Source organism: Actinomycetospora corticicola (genome assembly GCF_013409505.1).
Taxonomy (GTDB): domain Bacteria; phylum Actinomycetota; class Actinomycetes; order Mycobacteriales; family Pseudonocardiaceae; genus Actinomycetospora; species Actinomycetospora corticicola.
Genome location: NZ_JACCBN010000001.1, coordinates 3,730,764 through 3,745,846, shown reverse-complemented (window position 1 = coordinate 3,745,846; position 15,083 = coordinate 3,730,764). Strand labels below are relative to the sequence as shown.

Genomic DNA, 15,083 nt, shown 5'->3' with positions numbered 1-15,083 from the left:
TCAGGTCCTCCTCGAGAGGGCGATCCCGGCCCGCGCGAAGCAGGTCCGGAGGTGGGTGTCGGCGCGGCGCAGCTCGCGGGTGACCTTCTCGACCGGCCATCCCGCGGTGCCGTGGCACTTCAGCGACGCCGCTCCGGTGTAGGCGACGCGGTCGAGCGCCGCGAGCCCGACCGCGTGGTCGAGCACGCCGTCGGGGCGCGGCAGCTGGCGCTCGCCGGGACCGAAGTCCAGGCCGTCAACGCCGCGGCGGTAGGCGCGGTCGACGTCCCAGAGGTAGTAGTGGAAGAGCTTGCCGCGTTCGGCGAGGAACCACACGGCCTCGCTGATGCTCTCGCCCATCACCCACAGGTGTGGGGGAGCGAGGCAGACGCCCAGGTTCGGGTGGTCGAGCTCGGTGACCAGCCGACGGATCTGGGCGAGGCTGTCGACGCCCTCCGACCAGCGCTGATCCTCTCCGGCACCCGATTCGAAGTCGGCGGAGAACGGCACCGTGAGGTGGTTCTCGACCGCGATGCGCACGCCGAGACGCTCGGCCTCGTCGAGCATCGGTGCGAGCCAGTGCTCGACGAACTCAGGGTAGGGCGCCTCGCAGTCGAACACGAGGGTGTCGACGCCGAGGTCGTGGGCCAGGCGCAGTCGGGCGGTCAGCTCGTCGCGGTCGCGGCCGTAGCAGGTCAGTCCGGTGGCACGCATGCCGTGCCGTCCGAGCGTCCGCCGGATCGTCGCGACGTCGTCGCCGGGATGGACGTGGTCGGCCAGGGGCGGGGCCGAGGACCAGAGCATCACCTCGTCGAACCCGAGGCCGGCCAGCTCGCCGAGCGCGGTGTCGAGGTCGGCATCGTGATAGGGGAGGATCTCCGCGGCGTACCTCACGCGATGTCCGCGGCGAAGAAGTCACCCATCACCCGCGCGAGCTCGGCAGGGCGCTCGAGGGCCATCGAGTGCCCGCAGCGCTCGAGCTCGACGTAGCGGACGTCGTCGGCCACCCGCTCCATCTGCCGGCGGCCCTCCTCGCCGATGAAGCTGTCGCTGCCGACCGTCAGCACGGGCATCGGGAGCCGACGCGCCGACCACCGCCGGTCCAGCTCGATGTTGACGAACGTGGCCCGATACACCTCGAAGATCGCCCGCAGGCCACCGGGCGCCGACGAGCAGCGGACCCACTCCTCGACACAGTCCTCGGTGATCGCGGCGGGGTCGTAGGTCTCGTTCTTCATCCAGGTCTCCCAGAAGACCCGCTCCCGCCCGCTGATCAGCATCTCGGGGAAGTCGCGGACGTGGAAGAACCCGACGTGCCACAGGAAGTGGTCGGACGCGACGTTGTCCTCGGTGAGCGCCGACCACGTCTCCAGGCCGGCGCCGGGCACGAGCATCTCGGAGAAGGACAGCCGGGTGACGCGCTCGGGATACGAGGCGGCGACCCCGTAGGCGAACGCAGCGCCCCAGTCCTCGCCCGCGACGGCGAAGCGCTCGTGTCCCAGCGCCGTCATCAGCTCAGCGACGTCGGCGGCGATCGTGCCCATGTCATAGCCACCGTCGGGACGGGCGGAGTCGCCGAAGCCGCGGATGTCGGGCGCGACGACGGTGAACCGCTCGGAGAGCAGCGGGATGACGCGGTGCCAGTAGTACCAGGTCTTGGGGACACCGTGGAGCAGCACCAGCGGCGGCCCGGAGCCCGCGGTCACATAGTGCAGACGAACCCCGTTCACAGTGGTCCGCCCGTGCGTGACGGGGTGGCCGGAATGGTCGGTGACCTCGCGCATCTCGTGCTCCTCGACAGCGGGCGACGACAGCGTCGCTCCCCGTCTTATGTTCGCGGCGAGCAAATGTCAAGGCGACGCTAACGCAAGAGCCTCAGGTCAGGTCGGCCCGGCCGACGGGGCTCCCGTCCTGCAGCCACCGCACGAGGCGCGCCGGGGAGAGCAGCTCGTCGACCACCATCGTCGCGGCGCCGATCAGGCCTGCCCGCCCCGACAGCGGCGAGGGCTCGATGCGCAGCTCCCGCGTGGCCAACGGCAACGACCGTCGGTACACGATCTCCCGGACCGCCGCGAGGACCTGGTCGCTGGACGCCCCGACCTGGCCTCCCAACAGGACCATCGCCGGGTTCACGAGATTGACCGCCACCGACAGGGTGGTCCCGATCAGCACACCGGCGTGCTCCAACATCCGCCGCGACTCCTGGTCGCCCTCCCGCGCGGCCTCGACGACGTCGCGGGCGGTCAGTTCCCCGGCGTCGGCGAGCCGCGCGGCGAGACGCCCGCTGTGGCCACCGCGGGCGACCGTCACGGCGTCCCGGGCCAGTGCCCCGCCCCCGGCCAGCACTTCGAGGCAGCCGCGGTTGCCGCAGCGACAGACGATGCCGGAGTCCTCGTGCACCGCCGTGTGTCCGAGGTCGCCGGCCGCGCCCTGCGCCCCGCGGTGCAGGCGCCCGCCCGTGACGAGGCCGGCGCCGATCCCGGTCCCGATCTTGACGTAGAGCAGGTCGGAGACGCCTCGGGCCACGCCGTGGCGCAGCTCGCCCAGGGCCATCGTGTTGACCTCGTTGTCGACCCACACCGGCACGCCGAACCGACCGGCCAGGTGCTCGCGCACCGGGTGACCGTCCCATCCGGGCATGATCGGCGGCGCCACCGGGCGACCGCTCGCGAACTCCACCGGACCGGGGAGCCCGAGCCCGAGGCCCCAGATCGGGGCGACGTCGCCGACGTCGCCCCGCAGGTCCTCGAGATCATCGGCGATGCGGTCCAGGGTGGCCTCGGGTCCGGCCGACACGTCCCACGCCCGGTGCCGGTGCTCCCGCAGGGCGCCGCCCAGGTCGGTGACGCCGACGGCGAACCCGGTCGCGCCGACCTCGGCGACGAGCACCGCGCCGGCCTCGGCGCGGAACCGCAGCTCGCGCGGCGCCCGGCCGCCGGTCGACGGCCCGAGCTCGCCCTCGACGACCAGATCCGCATCGAGGAGCCGTGTCAGCCGGGCGGACACCACGGTGCGGCCGAGCCCGGACCGCCGAGCGAGTTCCGGACGGGTGCGGGCGCGCCCGTGTCGGACGAGGTCGAGCAGGAGCACGAGGTCGTCGACCTGCTCGTCCAGATCGAGCGCCCTGCTCATGGCACCTCCCCGGGCCCGTGGGGTCGAATCTGGAGCCGAGAGTAGGTCATTGACTTCTGCTCGATGCGAACATTAGCGTCGTTCGCGTCGACGAGGACGACCACGGGAGGGCTGATGCGGCTCGGCTACCACGCCATCACCTGGGGTGGCCTGACGGCGACCGCCGAGGGAGTCACCAGCGTCCGGGACCTGCGCTACCGCGTGGCCGGCGACATGACGCGCGCCCTGCACGACATCGCGGCCGCGGGTTATGCCGGGGTCGAGCTGTTCGAGGGCAACGTCCTCGAACTGGGCGACGACCTCCGGCGCCTGCTCGACGAGACGGGCCTCGAACTGGTCGGCGTCTACACCGGAGCCGGGTTCGTGTTCGACGACGTCCGCGAGGAGGAGCTGGCGCGGATCGCGGTGTCCGCCGATGCTGCCGCCCGCGCCGGGGCCTCACAGCTGGTCGTCGGCGGCGGGTCCCCGCGGGCCGCGGGCCCGCATGCCGGGGACCTCGACCGCCTCGTGATCGGGCTCGACGCGGTCGCCGACCTCGCGGCCGAGCGGGGCCTGACCGCCTGCTTCCACCCCCATCTGGGCACCATCGTCGAGGCCCCCGACGCCGTCGACGCCGTGCTGGACCGCTCACGGATCGGGTTCTGCCCCGACACCGCCCACCTCGCGGCCGGCGGCGGCGACCCCGCCGCCCTCGTCCGGCGCCACGGTGACCGGGTCCGGCACGTCCATCTCAAGGACCTCGACCGGGCCTCGGGGGCGTTCCGACCGCTGGGTACCGGGGACCTCGATCTCGACGATGTCCTGGCCGCCGTGCGGGAGACCGGCTACGACGACTGGCTGGTCGTCGAGCTCGACTCCTTCGACGGCGACCCGGCCGATGCCGCCCGGACCAGCCGCGCCTGGCTCGCCGACCGCGGGTTCGGGGCGCCGTGAGCAGGGACGTGAGCTCCGCCCTGCGGGTCGCCGTCCTCGGCGTCGGCTTCATCGGCACCGTCCACGCCCACGCGGTACGGGCGTCCGGCGCCCACCTCGTCGCCGTCGCCGCGTCGGACCCCAGCCGTGGTGCCGACGCGGCCCGCCGGCTCGGAGCCGACCGCGCGGGCGACGCCGAGGAGATCGTCGTCGCCGACGACGTCGACGTCGTGCACGTCTGCACCCCGGACGCCCTGCATGTTCCGCTCGCCCGACGGGCCCTGGCCGCCGGCAAGGCCGTCGTCTGCGAGAAGCCACTGGCGACCACGCTCGACGACGCGCGGGCCCTGCTCGACGAGGCCGGGGACGCCGTGACCGCGGTCCCCTTCGTCTACCGCTTCCACCCGATGGTGCGGGAGGCCCGTGCGCGCGTCGCCCGGGGCGACGCCGGCGCCCTGCACCTGCTCCACGGGGGCTACCTCCAGGACTGGCAGGCCGCGGGGGACCCCGGATGGCGCGGCGACGGCGACGCCACGCGGGCCTTCGCCGATGTCGGTATCCACTGGTGCGACCTCGCCGAGTTCGTCTCCTCCCACCGGATCACCCGGCTGCTCGCCCGGCTCGCCGCCGACGGCGCCTCGACGACGGTGCTCTTCGAGACCGACCACGGCGCCACCGGCTCGACCACGGTCAGCCAGACCGCGATCGGGCGGCGCAACCAGCTCGCGCTCTCGGTGGACGGAGCGCGTGCCTCCTACGGGTTCGACCAGGAGGAGCCCGAGACCCTCGCGGTGCGGGGCGTCGACGGCACCGTCGTCCTGCCCCGCGGCTCGGCGTCCATGGACCCGTCGGCCGCCCGCTACTCGCGGCTGCCGCCCGGCCATCCGCAGGGCTACCAGGACTGCTTCGACGCGTTCGTGTCCGACGTGTACGAGGCGGTCTGTGGCGAGCGCCCGGACGGGCTGCCGTCCTTCGCCGACGGTGTCCGGGCCGCGGCGTTGACCGATGCCGTCGGCCGTTCGATCGCGGCCGGCGCGACCTGGGTGGAGGTCCCCACGTGAAGCTCGGCATGTTGACCGCCTGCCTGCCCGACCAGACCCTCGAGCAGATCGCGGCCTGGGCGGCGCGGGCCGGCTACGAGGCGCTCGAGGTGGCCGCGTGGCCCGCCGTCGGGGACCGGGAGTTCACCGCGTCGCACCTCGACGTGGTGTCCCTCGACCAGGCACGGGCCGACGACACCCGCGCTCTGCTGGAACGCCACGGACTGGGGTCGGCGCCGTCGTCGCTGGCGTACTACGACAACAACCTGCACCCCGACCCCGACGAGCGGGCCCGCGTCAACGCCCACGTCGCCGCCTGCATCGACGCTGCCGCGCTGCTCGGCACCGAGACGGTCGGCACGTTCATCGGGCGCCATCCCGGGCGGACCGTGGCCGAGAATCTCCGGGACGCCGAGGAGATCTTCGCTCCGCTGGTGGACCGGGCGGGGGAGCGCGGCGTGAAGCTGATCGTCGAGAACTGCGTGATGGAGGGGTGGCACCCCGACGGCTATCCGGGCAACCTCGCCTACTCGCCCGAACTCTGGGAGTGGATGTTCTCCCTCGGGCTCTACCTGAACTTCGACCCGTCGCACCTGGTGTGGATGGGCATCGATCCCGTCGAGGCGCTCGCGCCCTACGTCGACCGCATCCCGCACGCCCAGGCCAAGGACATCCAACTGTTCCCGGACCGTCGCAACAGCTACGGCTGGCCCGGGATCGCCGTCGGTCGCGAGTCCGACCCGTTCACCACCGGCTGGTGGCGCTACCGCGTGCCCGGGCTCGGCGACGTCGACTGGCGCCGCGTCGTCGACACGCTCTACGCGGGCGGCTTCACCGGCGTGCTGTCGGTCGAGCACGAGGACCCGGTGTGGGGCGGCACCGAGGACAAGGTCCACACGGGGCTGGAGGTCGCGTACCGCACCCTCCGACCCCTGATCGTCGCGTGAGCGGCAGAGGAGCTGACATGACCGTCGTCGACCACCGGGGCGAGACCGTCCGCGCCCAGCGGGCCACCGTGAACGGGGTCCGCCTGCACTACCGCATCGCCGGGGACGGCGACCCGGTGCTGCTGCTGCACGGGGTCCCGAAGACCTCCTACTACTGGCGCAAGGTCCTGCCCCACCTAACCCCGCGCCACACCGTGGTCATGCCCGACATGCGCGGCCTCGGCGACTCCGAGCACGCCGAGTCCGGCTACGACATGGCCACCATCGCCGACGACTTCGCCGCGCTCATGGCCCACCTCGGCCACGAGCGCTACCGCGTGGTCGGGGAGGACTGGGGCGCCGCCGCGGCCTACCAGCTCGCCGCCCGCCACTCGGAGCACGTCGTCCAGCTCGTCTACCAGGAGATGATCCTCTCCGGGTTCGGGCTCGAGGACTACTCGTTCCTCACGGCCGAGAACGTCGCGAGCTACGTGTGGCTCTGGCACATCAACTTCTACGCCGTGCCCGAGTTCCCCGAGATGCTCATCGCCGGGCACGAACGCGAGTACTTCAGCTACTTCATCAAGCACGAGGCCCAGGACGCCACCGCGATCGGCGAGGACGCGATCGACGAGTACGTCCGGTGCTACTCCTCGCCCGGCGGCCTGCGCGCCATGGCGAACATCTACCGGGCCACGCTCACCGACGCCGCGCAGAACCGCGAGGCCGCGAAGACCCCGCTGCCGATGCCGGTCCTCGCCGTCGCCAGTGATCCGTTCATCGGCGCCGACAACGCCCGGGTGTGCCGGGAGGTCGCCACGGACGTGACCACGGTGTCGTTCCCCTACGGCCACCAGCTCGCCGAGGAGTGCCCCGACGACCTGGCTGCGGCCTACCTCGACTTCTTCTCCGGAGGCACCCCGTGAGCACGTTCGCCGTCCGCGACGGGCGTCTCGTCGACCCCGACGGACACCCGTTCCTGTCCCTCGGGCTCAACCACGCCGACGAGACCAACCTGCAGTACCCGCACAACATCGACGTCTGGCGCCGGAAGTACGGATCCCGCGAGGCGTGGCTGTGCGACGGGCCGCTCGCCGACCTGCGGGCGTGGAACATGAACACGATCGGCTGGACGCGCGAGTACGTGGCCGGGGGCTGGGGGGAGGCCCTGGACTGGTTCGGCGACCCGATCGACCTCTACCACTCGCTGCCGTGGACCTCCGCCGAGCTCCGAGGGGCCGGACTGCCCTACGTCGCGCAGATGCAGGTCCAGGACATCGAGGACTGGAACGGCCACCCCGCGTTCCGTCCCCTCGACGAGGACTTCGCAAAGTGGTGCGACTACCTCGCCCGCGCCGTCGTCCTCCCGCACGCCGACGACGAGAACCTGCTCGGGTACTTCTTCGTCGACATCCCCGCCTGGCTACCGCACGCCTCCGGGCGCGACTTCCCCGAGCTCGCCGGGCTCGACGGTGTCGAGCGGGAGGGCAGGCTCTACGACGTCGCCAGCCGCTACTACGAGACGATCACGACGGCGATCCGCCGCTACGACCCCGACCACCTGATCCTCGGCGACCGCTACAACGGCGACAAAGGCATCCCCGAGCCGGTGCTGCGCGCCATGGCGCCCTTCGTCGACGTCCTCTCGGTGCAGCGCTTCGCGGGCCCCACCGAGGACGACCGGCGACAGTTCCGCAACGACCTGGCCGGGTGGAGCGAGCAGGCCGGCGGCAAGCCCGTGCTCGTCGCCGACCACGGCAACTGGACGCCCACCGACCTGAACCCGCACCGCGTCGGGCTGCCCGACCACGCCGCCCGCGGCGAGGACTACGGCCTCGTCCTCGACGCGGTGCGCCACGAGCCCTGGTTCGCCGGCCTGCACTGGTGCGGTTACGTCGAGAACCTGGGGCGCGGATGGGGCGTGAAGGACCCGTTCGACGAGCCCTACCGTGCCCTCACCGACGCGATCACCGCCCACAACCGCCGGGCGGTCGATGAGCACACCGCGGCAACCGGGGGCGCTGCGGTGACTGCTGCGAACAGTCCGACGACGTAGCTCGGTCGCCGCGGAGGACTTGGCGGTCGAGCTGCTGCTCGTGCCTGCTTCGCAGGCGAACGCCGGTCTGCGCCGTTCAGCCGTCAGCCGAGTCGATGCGCTGTCCAGCTCCGACAGCCGCCCGACAGAACGCCGCGATAACGGGGATTATCGCGGAACCGCGTACGCGATTGGGTGAACTCAGCGTGCTTCCGGGGAAGGTGTGATCGGAAGACTAGGCGTTGCTTGTGAGTGCTGCGATCTCGTCGACGGTGCCGGTCTCGCCGAGTCGGGCGCCCAGAAGGACGCCGAGCAACAGGGTGGCAGCGATGGAGGTTCGCCAGGACCAGCAGCCCCACCGAGACGCCGCCGCTGATCACCACCAGCTGGCGGGGCGTCCGGCGAGTCACCCCAGCTGGGTCGCCAGCTGCTGGAGCTGTGGGATCTCCCCGGCGGGTGCGGTCGAGATGGCGGTGGCGAGGTCTCGGGCCGGGGTGTAGGTGCCGCCCCGCAGCTCGACAGCGCTCATCTGCGCAGCCCCGGTCTCGGAGTTCGCCGAGGAGAGCAGCGCGTCGCGGTCGAACGCGCTCCCGGCCTCGCCGCGCAGCCGGGCCAGCGTCGGGTCGTCGATGTACCCGGACGCCATGGTCGCGTCGCCGGGTGACGTCGTCAGGTGCAGCGTCGTCACCCAGCTCTGGAGCCGGTCTCGTTCGGGGGTCTGCTCGGTGACGATCCGCTGCCCGAACTCTCGGACCCGCGGGTCCGACCCCTGCGCCGCCATCAGCGCGCCGACCTGCAGCGCCCGTTCGTGGTGCGGGAGCATGTGCAGCACGAACGCGGAGTCGACGGGAGTCGCGGCCGCCGGGGGCGCCGTCGTCGCCATCGTGCCGGTACCGGACGGTGCACCTGATGCGCCACAGGCGGCGAGCGCGGCCAGGGCCGGGGCGAGCAGTCCGATGGCGAGCCGACGACGGGCGCGTTCGGATCTCATCGAGGTCGTTCTCCTCACGTGGATGACCGCATGCGTTCGCGGCCCGACCCGTCCACGTTCACCCCGCGGGGCAACCGTTCTGGCGTGACGGCCGCCTGGAATCGTCGGGGATCGGCTGCCCGGTCGGCCGGGCCCGTAGCAGGGACCGGTGGACGGCCCAGCGAGCCAGTCGAGGTTCCCCTGGTAGCTCGGAGATCGACGATCATGGCGGTGGGCCAAGGGAGGGTCTTCGATGGTAGCGGCGAAGAAGTACTCCGACGAGCTGTGGGACCGCGTGGTTCGTCTGTAGCGCACGAGTAGTCAGCGTCCGACGTTCCGTCGGCTCGCCGAGCAGCTCGGCGCCCCGTCACGGCCGCAGTGCGCGCACCGTCAACTCGGGACGCAGGGCAGGGGCGCTCACTGATACTCCGGGGGAAGCGGGGGAGGTGGTCCTCGGCGCCTGAGCCGTCTGACCACCTCCTGGCCGCGCGAGCGCCGGTCCAGGCGCACCTGCACGAGGCCGGGCCACCGGCGGAGCCTCGGCGGGGTCATCGGGTGCGACGACACTCGTGGAACGGCGAGCGGGACGCCGTGGTCGCCCTCGTCGTCGCTGTCGTGGCGGCTGGCAGGGTGCGATGCCGGGCGTGGCGGCTCTGCGACTCGATCGGCCTTGCGTGAATCCGGTGGTCGGAGGATGCTCCGCTCGACGGGGCACCCTCGACGGCCGAATGGGCCGTGGACTCCGGCGTCAGCCCGCCAGGGAAGTCCGGGCACTTCCAGAAGGCGCGTTCCCGGACGATCTCGTGGATCGTCTCGGCCGGTCGGACGCGGTGTCCGCTCGTCGAGTTCGACAGCCGGGGTCGTCGGCCATGTCGTGTGTCATCTCCGAGGAGGTGGCGTCGCTCCGCAGGTCCCGACTCCGAGTTCGGTGACCACAACGCACGAGCAAGGACCTCCTGTGTTTCCTGTTGCCGGTTCTCCCTGGGACTACGACACTCCTGCGCCTCCTCGTCCGCTCGAGGAGGAGTGGATCGACCGGCTGATCTCGCTGCGGGTCCTCTCGCTGCACGGCGACGTCGACGCCGACGCGCAGGCGCGGCGATGGATCGCCGGCGATCCCGAGGCGCGGCGGGTGTGGGACTCGGTGTCACGCGACTCCCGTCTCTCCGAGGGCGGCTGGTGATGCGGGTCGTGGGTGGGCAGCTCGTCGTCGATCTCCTCGATCTCGCGCGGGAGGTTCTTGGGGTGTTCGCGCAGGGGCTCGTGGTCCTGTCCCCTGCACCGATCAGTCCTGGCGAGCGCGAGGTGCGTCGCCTCCCCGCACCGTCGCGGTGGGCGCCGGACCCTCTGCCGGCCCCCCGGCAGGCCGCGCAAGCCGTCAGCCACCGGTCCTGAGCGTTGAGGAGAACGCCGGTGCCGCGGTGACCCCGACCCCACGACGGCTGGTCCTCGCCGGTGGCCTGGACATCCGCGAGATGAGCAACCTGACCGAGTACCGCGGTCGCCTGCACAGCACCGGGGTACGGGCCCTCGAGCTCGATCTCTCGGCGGTGACGAGCTGCGACCGGCACGGCCTCGAGGGCCTCCTGGCCCTGGCCGAGCGCGGGGACGGCCTGGTGGTCGTGGTGACCGGCGCCCGCTGGCGGCACTTCATCGGCATGCTCGGAGCCGCGGACGTCCGCGAGGTCCGCCGCCTCCATGCCGCTGCCCGCACGCTGGTCGATCGCCGGGCGGCCAGCGAGTGATGACCGGACGGTCCGCGAGCGAGCATCTGTCGGGTCGATCGCGCTCGGAGGTGGCTGCGGACTGCGCCTCCCGCTACGACGCCGGCGCCACTTTGCGCGGGATCGCGCTCTCGGTCGGGATCAACGTCGCCACCGTGCGCAAGCTGCTGCTGGAGAGCGGCGTCCCGCTGCGTCCACGGGCCGGCACCGCGCGTCGAGTCGCCCCGGCGATTCCACCGACCGCGCCGTCCCGCGACGGGCTGGTGGTCGCCGCGCACCTGCCTGCTCGAGCGGGAACGCCGTCACGGGATTCTCGATGATGCAGCTGCCCGGGTCCTCGCCCGCCGGCCACCCCCCGGCGGACGCCGGGCAGCCCATCACCGTGCGGTGATGTCCACGGTGTGCCATCCGGTGGCGCCGTCGGGGATGGTCAGGCTGAACGCCTCCGGCTGCGTGGCGCCGGTGGCGTCGGTCGCGCGGACCTGGAGGGTGTGCGCCCCTGGGGAGAGGTCGAGCTCGGCGCGCCACATCCGCCACGTGTCGATCGAGACCTCGGCGGCGAGGGTGGCGGTCTGCCACGCCCCCGAGTCCGCGCGGACCTCCACACGGGCCACCCCGCGATGCTGCGCCCAGGCGGTGCCGGCGACGACGACGCGACCAGCCGGCACCGTCGCCCCGTCGCGTGGCGCGTCGATGCGCGACTGCGTCTTGACCGGTGCTTGCGCGGCCCATCCGCGTTGCTGCCAGTAGGGCTGGAACGCGTCGAAGGTGGTGAGTTCGATGTCGGTGATCCACTTGCATCCGGAGACGAACCCGTAGAGCCCAGGGACGACCATGCGGACCGGGAAACCGTGTTCCACCGGCAGGGGTTGTCCGTTCATGCCCAGGGCGAGCATCGCGTTGCGGCCGTCGGTGCAGGCGGCGACCGGGGTGCCGGTGGTGAAGCCGTCGACGCTGGTGGAGGCGATCTGGTCGGCGCCGGGTCGGACACCGGCCTCGGCGAGCAGGTCGCGCAGGGGTACACCGAGGAAGACCGCGTTGGAGATCAGGTTCCCGCCGATGTCGTTGGAGACGCAGCACATCGTGATCGGGGCCTCGAGCGCAGCGCGGGCCCGCAATTGGTCGTAGGAGAGCGTGATCTCCCGGTCGACCATCCCGTGGATGCGCAGCTGGTAGGAGGACGCGGACACCTGGGGCACCTGCAGGGCGGTGTCGATGCGGTAGAAGTCGGCGTTCGGGGTGATCCAGGTCGGTGTACCGGACGCGGCGAAGTCCGCGTCGGGAGGAGGGCTCGCCGGCGCTCCCCCCGGCGACGGCAGCGGACCGACGGCGTTCCGGGAGGCCTCGGCCCCTCCGGAGGCGGCGAGGACTCGCCCGAGGAGTCCGGTGACGGCTGCTCCGGCGAAGGCCGCGCCGAGTCCGAGAGCGAGCCGCCGTCGGGGATTGCGGGCGTACCCGGCCTCGACGTCCGGCTCGGCTCCCGTCGCTCCGCCCGACGCCAGGGCCAGGCGGTGCAGCCCCACGAACGTGGCCACACCGCCGACGAGCGCCACGAGCGGGGCGATCAGGTAGGCGGCCGTGAAGGTGGGGGACGCGACGGCCGTCGACAGCCCGACGAGACCCAGGACGACGACGAGCACGGTCCCCGGCAGGACGCTGCGGCGCGAGAGGAGCCCGCCGATCACGGCGACCGCGGCGATCACGACGGCCATGCTCGCCAACAGCACCTGCTTGTCGTGCACACCGAACGTGCTGGTCGCGAATTCCTTGAGCGCCTCCGGGGTCAGCCGGATGAACTGGTCGCCGACGGCGAGGAACGGTGAGGAGGGCGGCGCGGTGAGCGCGGCGACGAGGTCGCCGAGCCCGAGTGCGACCCCCACGGCGAGCACGCCGATCGCCGCGGCGACCGGACTCGAGATCGTGGTCCGCCGGGAGAGCGTCGTTCCCGCCGGAGGATCGGTGTCGGTCGACATACCGCTCCTTCGGCGGCCGGGCCGCTCGAGTTCGACTCCGGCGCGTGTGGACGGATCTCCTCGGAAGTCGGCGACGCGGCCCTCCTTCCGTGTGCCTCGTCGGCAGCGCCGTCCGCTGCACGTGCTCGACGTGATCTGCGAGCGGTTCGACCCCCCTCGAGCGCGTGCGCGCTGGCGGAGGAGCTGACGTGCGCGACCGACGCGACGCCATACAGCTGGTTCAGCCGCCCCGGACGAGGCGATCCACCTGGCGGGACGTCACCGTCGCCGCCTGACGGCGTTGCATCCGACGGGCCCGTCGGAAGGAGTTCCGTGATGCACCTGCATCTGCGCACGCTGGCCGTCTTCGCCGCGCTGTTGCTCGGCTCCCTGGTCGTCGGCTGGGGAATCGCCGCGAGTCTGCGGCCGACGCTGTGGAGCAGGCGCGAGGTGCGGTGGTGTGTCGGATGGGCTCCCGACCCGGTCGGCCGGACCTTCGGAGCCGCGGTCGCCGTCTTCGGTGCCGGCATCGTCGTCTCGGGCGTCGCCTGCGCGCTGATCCCTCTCGGGGTGGCGATCCCGCCGCTCGCCCGGCTCGTCGAGCTGATCGGGCTCGGCATCGTCGTCCTGGGCGGCGTGGCGCTCCTGGTCACCCACCCGGCGCCGATCCCCGAGACCGGCGGGCACGGCCTCGCCATTCCGCGAGCGAGCGCGATCGGGGGGACCGCGGTCCCGTCGCCGGTCGGGTCGTCGGGCCACACAGAAGCGGCTCCCGCCGCCCTGTCCCCTGAACCAGGGCGCCACGACGCAATGACTCGCTGAGCTCGCTGTCCTCGGCTCCGGCGCTCCTCAGTCGAGTCGTCCTCCGGTTGCCTGCGCTGCACGGACGACGATGTGGTCGATGTCGACATCGTGGCCGGTCGCGACGGCGTCCTGGAGCATCTCGACCGCGAGTTCCGCGGTCGCCACGTCGACCAGCCAGGTCGAAGGCAGGCTCCCCGGCTCGCAGCCGTCCTCGACATGACGATCATCGACGGCAGCGAGCACCACGAGACCCGAGCACCCGACCGGCTCCGACGCCCACAACCTCACGTCGCCAGTCTGCGCGGTGAGCAGCTGGACGGCGGTGAACGGGAACTCCTCCGCTGTCGCCGCCCCACCGGGTCACGGCAAACCCCGACGCCGTTCCCGGCGAACGCGAACCATGGCCATCACCCGGGATCGTCCCCACCCCTGTCCCTCGGGCACGGGCGGACGACGGCGGAGGACGGGCGTCGCCGTCGCGGCGCTCGTGGTCACCGCCGGTCTGCTCGCCGGCTGCGGCTCGCCGGGTACCGCCTCCACACCGGCCGCCACGCCGACGCCCTCGTCCACGGCCACCTCCGAGCCCGCGGCGACCCCGCTGGCCGAAGCGCCCGAACCGGCCGTCTCTCCGCCCGCGCGGGCCTCGCTGCCGGGCACGGTGATCCCGTTGGCAGGCGCGCCGGAAGGGATCGCGGTGACCGCGGCGGGCACGGTGGCGGTCAACGTCCGCAACCCCGACGGACTCGACATCCTGCCCATCACCCCCGGCGGCCAGGGCCCGACCACCACGACTCCGAGGTTCGTCCCCCTGCGCAGCGAGGGGCGGCACCTGACCCTGGCCGGCCCGGACGGCCCAGCGCTCTCGGCCGGGGAGAAGGACGGCACCCTGTCGGTGATCGACCTGCCCAGCGGGCAGATCGACGACACGGTGCCCACGACCGGACCAGCACCCCACGAGGCCTTCGCCGTCGGGGAGGGCACGATCTTCGTGGCCAACGAGTTCGGCAACTCCTTCTCCATCATCCGCGACCGCCGGGTCGTCCGCACCGTGCCGACCCCCTTGCAGCCCGGCGGGGGCGCCGCGACCTCCGACGGCCGCTACGCCGTCGGAGTGGGAGTGCGGGGTCGACAGATCACCGAGTACACCGCGACCGGTGACACCGTGGGCACCGCCAACTGCGGCGCCGGTCCCACCCACACCGTGGCCGGCGACGACGGCCTGTTCTGGGTCAACGACACCAACGGCGATGCCGTCCTCGGCTTCGAGGCCACCCCCACCGGGCCCCGGCAGGTGGCGACCATCCCCACCGGAGCGGGCTCCAAGCCCTACGGCGACGCCTACGACACCGCCCGCCACACGCTCTGGGTCACGCTCACCGGCACCGACGAACTCCTCGGGCTCACGCTCTCGGGAACCCAGGTCCAGCACCAGGTCTCGATCCCGACGGTGCGCCAGCCCAACAGCGTCGCCGTCGACCCCACGACCGGCGAGACCGTGACCACCGGCTCCACCACGAACGGCCAACTCCAGTTCGTGCCCTACCCGGAGGCGCTGCGCTGAGGGCTCGTCTCCCATGCTCTGAGAGTCACTCGGTGCGCGTGGTCACCG

Annotated in this window: 16 protein-coding genes; 10 read left to right on the top strand and 6 right to left on the bottom strand. The window is 72.5% G+C overall.

Annotated elements, in window-relative coordinates:
• The 3 genes from BJ983_RS18195 to BJ983_RS18185 form a co-directional block, all read right to left on the bottom strand.
• On the bottom strand, positions 1–873 hold the full coding sequence (locus BJ983_RS18195; protein ID WP_343054241.1) for a sugar phosphate isomerase/epimerase family protein: 873 nt from the start codon (positions 871–873) through the stop codon (positions 1–3).
• Positions 870–1,685 (bottom strand): alpha/beta fold hydrolase, encoded by an 816-nt coding sequence (locus BJ983_RS18190; RefSeq protein WP_343054240.1) that lies wholly within the window; start codon positions 1,683–1,685, stop codon positions 870–872. Before BJ983_RS18190 ends, BJ983_RS18195 begins: the two co-directional genes overlap by 4 nt.
• Before the next feature lie 169 nt (positions 1,686–1,854).
• Positions 1,855–3,111: an ROK family protein gene (locus tag BJ983_RS18185; protein WP_179795093.1), complete on the bottom strand. Its 1,257-nt coding sequence runs from the start codon at positions 3,109–3,111 to the stop codon at positions 1,855–1,857.
• Positions 3,112–3,225: 114 nt separating this feature from the next.
• Between BJ983_RS18185 and BJ983_RS18180 the strand changes: the two genes are divergently transcribed.
• Genes BJ983_RS18180 through BJ983_RS18160 form a run of 5 tightly spaced genes read left to right on the top strand, consistent with a single transcriptional unit; the run spans position 3,226 to position 8,045 of the window.
• Positions 3,226–4,044, top strand: coding sequence for a sugar phosphate isomerase/epimerase family protein (locus tag BJ983_RS18180; protein WP_179795091.1), 819 nt, complete (start codon positions 3,226–3,228; stop codon positions 4,042–4,044).
• Positions 4,045–4,052: 8 nt separating this feature from the next.
• A complete protein-coding gene (locus tag BJ983_RS18175) occupies positions 4,053–5,084 on the top strand; it encodes a Gfo/Idh/MocA family oxidoreductase (protein ID WP_179797954.1) in 1,032 nt (343 codons plus the stop codon).
• A complete protein-coding gene (locus tag BJ983_RS18170) occupies positions 5,081–6,010 on the top strand; it encodes a TIM barrel protein (protein WP_179795090.1) in 930 nt (309 codons plus the stop codon). The genes BJ983_RS18175 and BJ983_RS18170 overlap by 4 nt, the downstream gene beginning before the upstream one ends.
• Positions 6,011–6,027: 17 nt before the next feature.
• A complete protein-coding gene (locus tag BJ983_RS18165) occupies positions 6,028–6,915 on the top strand; it encodes an alpha/beta fold hydrolase (RefSeq protein ID WP_179795089.1) in 888 nt (295 codons plus the stop codon).
• Positions 6,912–8,045 (top strand): agarase, encoded by a 1,134-nt coding sequence (locus BJ983_RS18160; RefSeq protein ID WP_179795088.1) that lies wholly within the window; start codon positions 6,912–6,914, stop codon positions 8,043–8,045. Before BJ983_RS18165 ends, BJ983_RS18160 begins: the two co-directional genes overlap by 4 nt.
• 385 nt (positions 8,046–8,430) lie before the next feature.
• Here the strand turns inward: BJ983_RS18160 and BJ983_RS18155 are convergent, their stop codons facing one another.
• Positions 8,431–9,015: a DUF305 domain-containing protein gene (locus tag BJ983_RS18155; RefSeq protein WP_179795087.1), complete on the bottom strand. Its 585-nt coding sequence runs from the start codon at positions 9,013–9,015 to the stop codon at positions 8,431–8,433.
• A gap of 937 nt (positions 9,016–9,952) precedes the next feature.
• On the opposite strand from BJ983_RS18155, the gene BJ983_RS18150 reads away from it, so the two are divergent.
• The 3 genes from BJ983_RS18150 to BJ983_RS32715 all read left to right on the top strand — a co-directional run bounded on the left by BJ983_RS18150 (position 9,953) and on the right by BJ983_RS32715 (position 11,038).
• Positions 9,953–10,177, top strand: coding sequence for a hypothetical protein (locus BJ983_RS18150; protein WP_179795086.1), 225 nt, complete (start codon positions 9,953–9,955; stop codon positions 10,175–10,177).
• Between the two features lie 238 nt (positions 10,178–10,415).
• A complete protein-coding gene (locus tag BJ983_RS18145) occupies positions 10,416–10,739 on the top strand; it encodes a hypothetical protein (RefSeq protein WP_179795085.1) in 324 nt (107 codons plus the stop codon).
• Positions 10,739–11,038 carry a helix-turn-helix domain-containing protein gene (locus tag BJ983_RS32715; RefSeq protein WP_425484773.1) on the top strand — a complete coding sequence of 100 codons (300 nt, stop codon included), beginning with the start codon at positions 10,739–10,741 and terminating at the stop codon, positions 11,036–11,038. Before BJ983_RS18145 ends, BJ983_RS32715 begins: the two co-directional genes overlap by 1 nt.
• Positions 11,039–11,095: 57 nt before the next feature.
• On the opposite strand, the gene BJ983_RS18140 is transcribed toward BJ983_RS32715, so the two are convergent.
• On the bottom strand, positions 11,096–12,691 hold the full coding sequence (locus BJ983_RS18140; protein WP_179795084.1) for a molybdopterin-dependent oxidoreductase: 1,596 nt from the start codon (positions 12,689–12,691) through the stop codon (positions 11,096–11,098).
• A gap of 315 nt (positions 12,692–13,006) precedes the next feature.
• On the opposite strand from BJ983_RS18140, the gene BJ983_RS18135 reads away from it, so the two are divergent.
• Positions 13,007–13,492 (top strand): hypothetical protein, encoded by a 486-nt coding sequence (locus BJ983_RS18135; protein ID WP_179795083.1) that lies wholly within the window; start codon positions 13,007–13,009, stop codon positions 13,490–13,492.
• Between the two features lie 27 nt (positions 13,493–13,519).
• Here the strand turns inward: BJ983_RS18135 and BJ983_RS18130 are convergent, their stop codons facing one another.
• Positions 13,520–13,720, bottom strand: coding sequence for a hypothetical protein (locus tag BJ983_RS18130; RefSeq protein ID WP_179795082.1), 201 nt, complete (start codon positions 13,718–13,720; stop codon positions 13,520–13,522).
• A 154-nt stretch (positions 13,721–13,874) separates the two neighbouring features.
• Between BJ983_RS18130 and BJ983_RS18125 the strand changes: the two genes are divergently transcribed.
• On the top strand, positions 13,875–15,035 hold the full coding sequence (locus BJ983_RS18125; protein ID WP_179795081.1) for a YncE family protein: 1,161 nt from the start codon (positions 13,875–13,877) through the stop codon (positions 15,033–15,035).
• Positions 15,036–15,083 lie beyond the last annotated feature (48 nt).

Coding starts and splice junctions, on each gene's coding strand:
- BJ983_RS18185 (WP_179795093.1), bottom strand. CDS start 3,111: ATGAGCAGGGCGCTCGATCTGGACGAGCAGGTCGACGACCTCGTGCTC.
- BJ983_RS18180 (WP_179795091.1), top strand. CDS start 3,226: ATGCGGCTCGGCTACCACGCCATCACCTGGGGTGGCCTGACGGCGACC.
- BJ983_RS18165 (WP_179795089.1), top strand. CDS start 6,028: ATGACCGTCGTCGACCACCGGGGCGAGACCGTCCGCGCCCAGCGGGCC.
- BJ983_RS18155 (WP_179795087.1), bottom strand. CDS start 9,015: ATGAGATCCGAACGCGCCCGTCGTCGGCTCGCCATCGGACTGCTCGCC.
- BJ983_RS32715 (WP_425484773.1), top strand. CDS start 10,739: ATGACCGGACGGTCCGCGAGCGAGCATCTGTCGGGTCGATCGCGCTCG.
- BJ983_RS18140 (WP_179795084.1), bottom strand. CDS start 12,691: ATGTCGACCGACACCGATCCTCCGGCGGGAACGACGCTCTCCCGGCGG.
- BJ983_RS18135 (WP_179795083.1), top strand. CDS start 13,007: ATGCACCTGCATCTGCGCACGCTGGCCGTCTTCGCCGCGCTGTTGCTC.
- BJ983_RS18125 (WP_179795081.1), top strand. CDS start 13,875: ATGGCCATCACCCGGGATCGTCCCCACCCCTGTCCCTCGGGCACGGGC.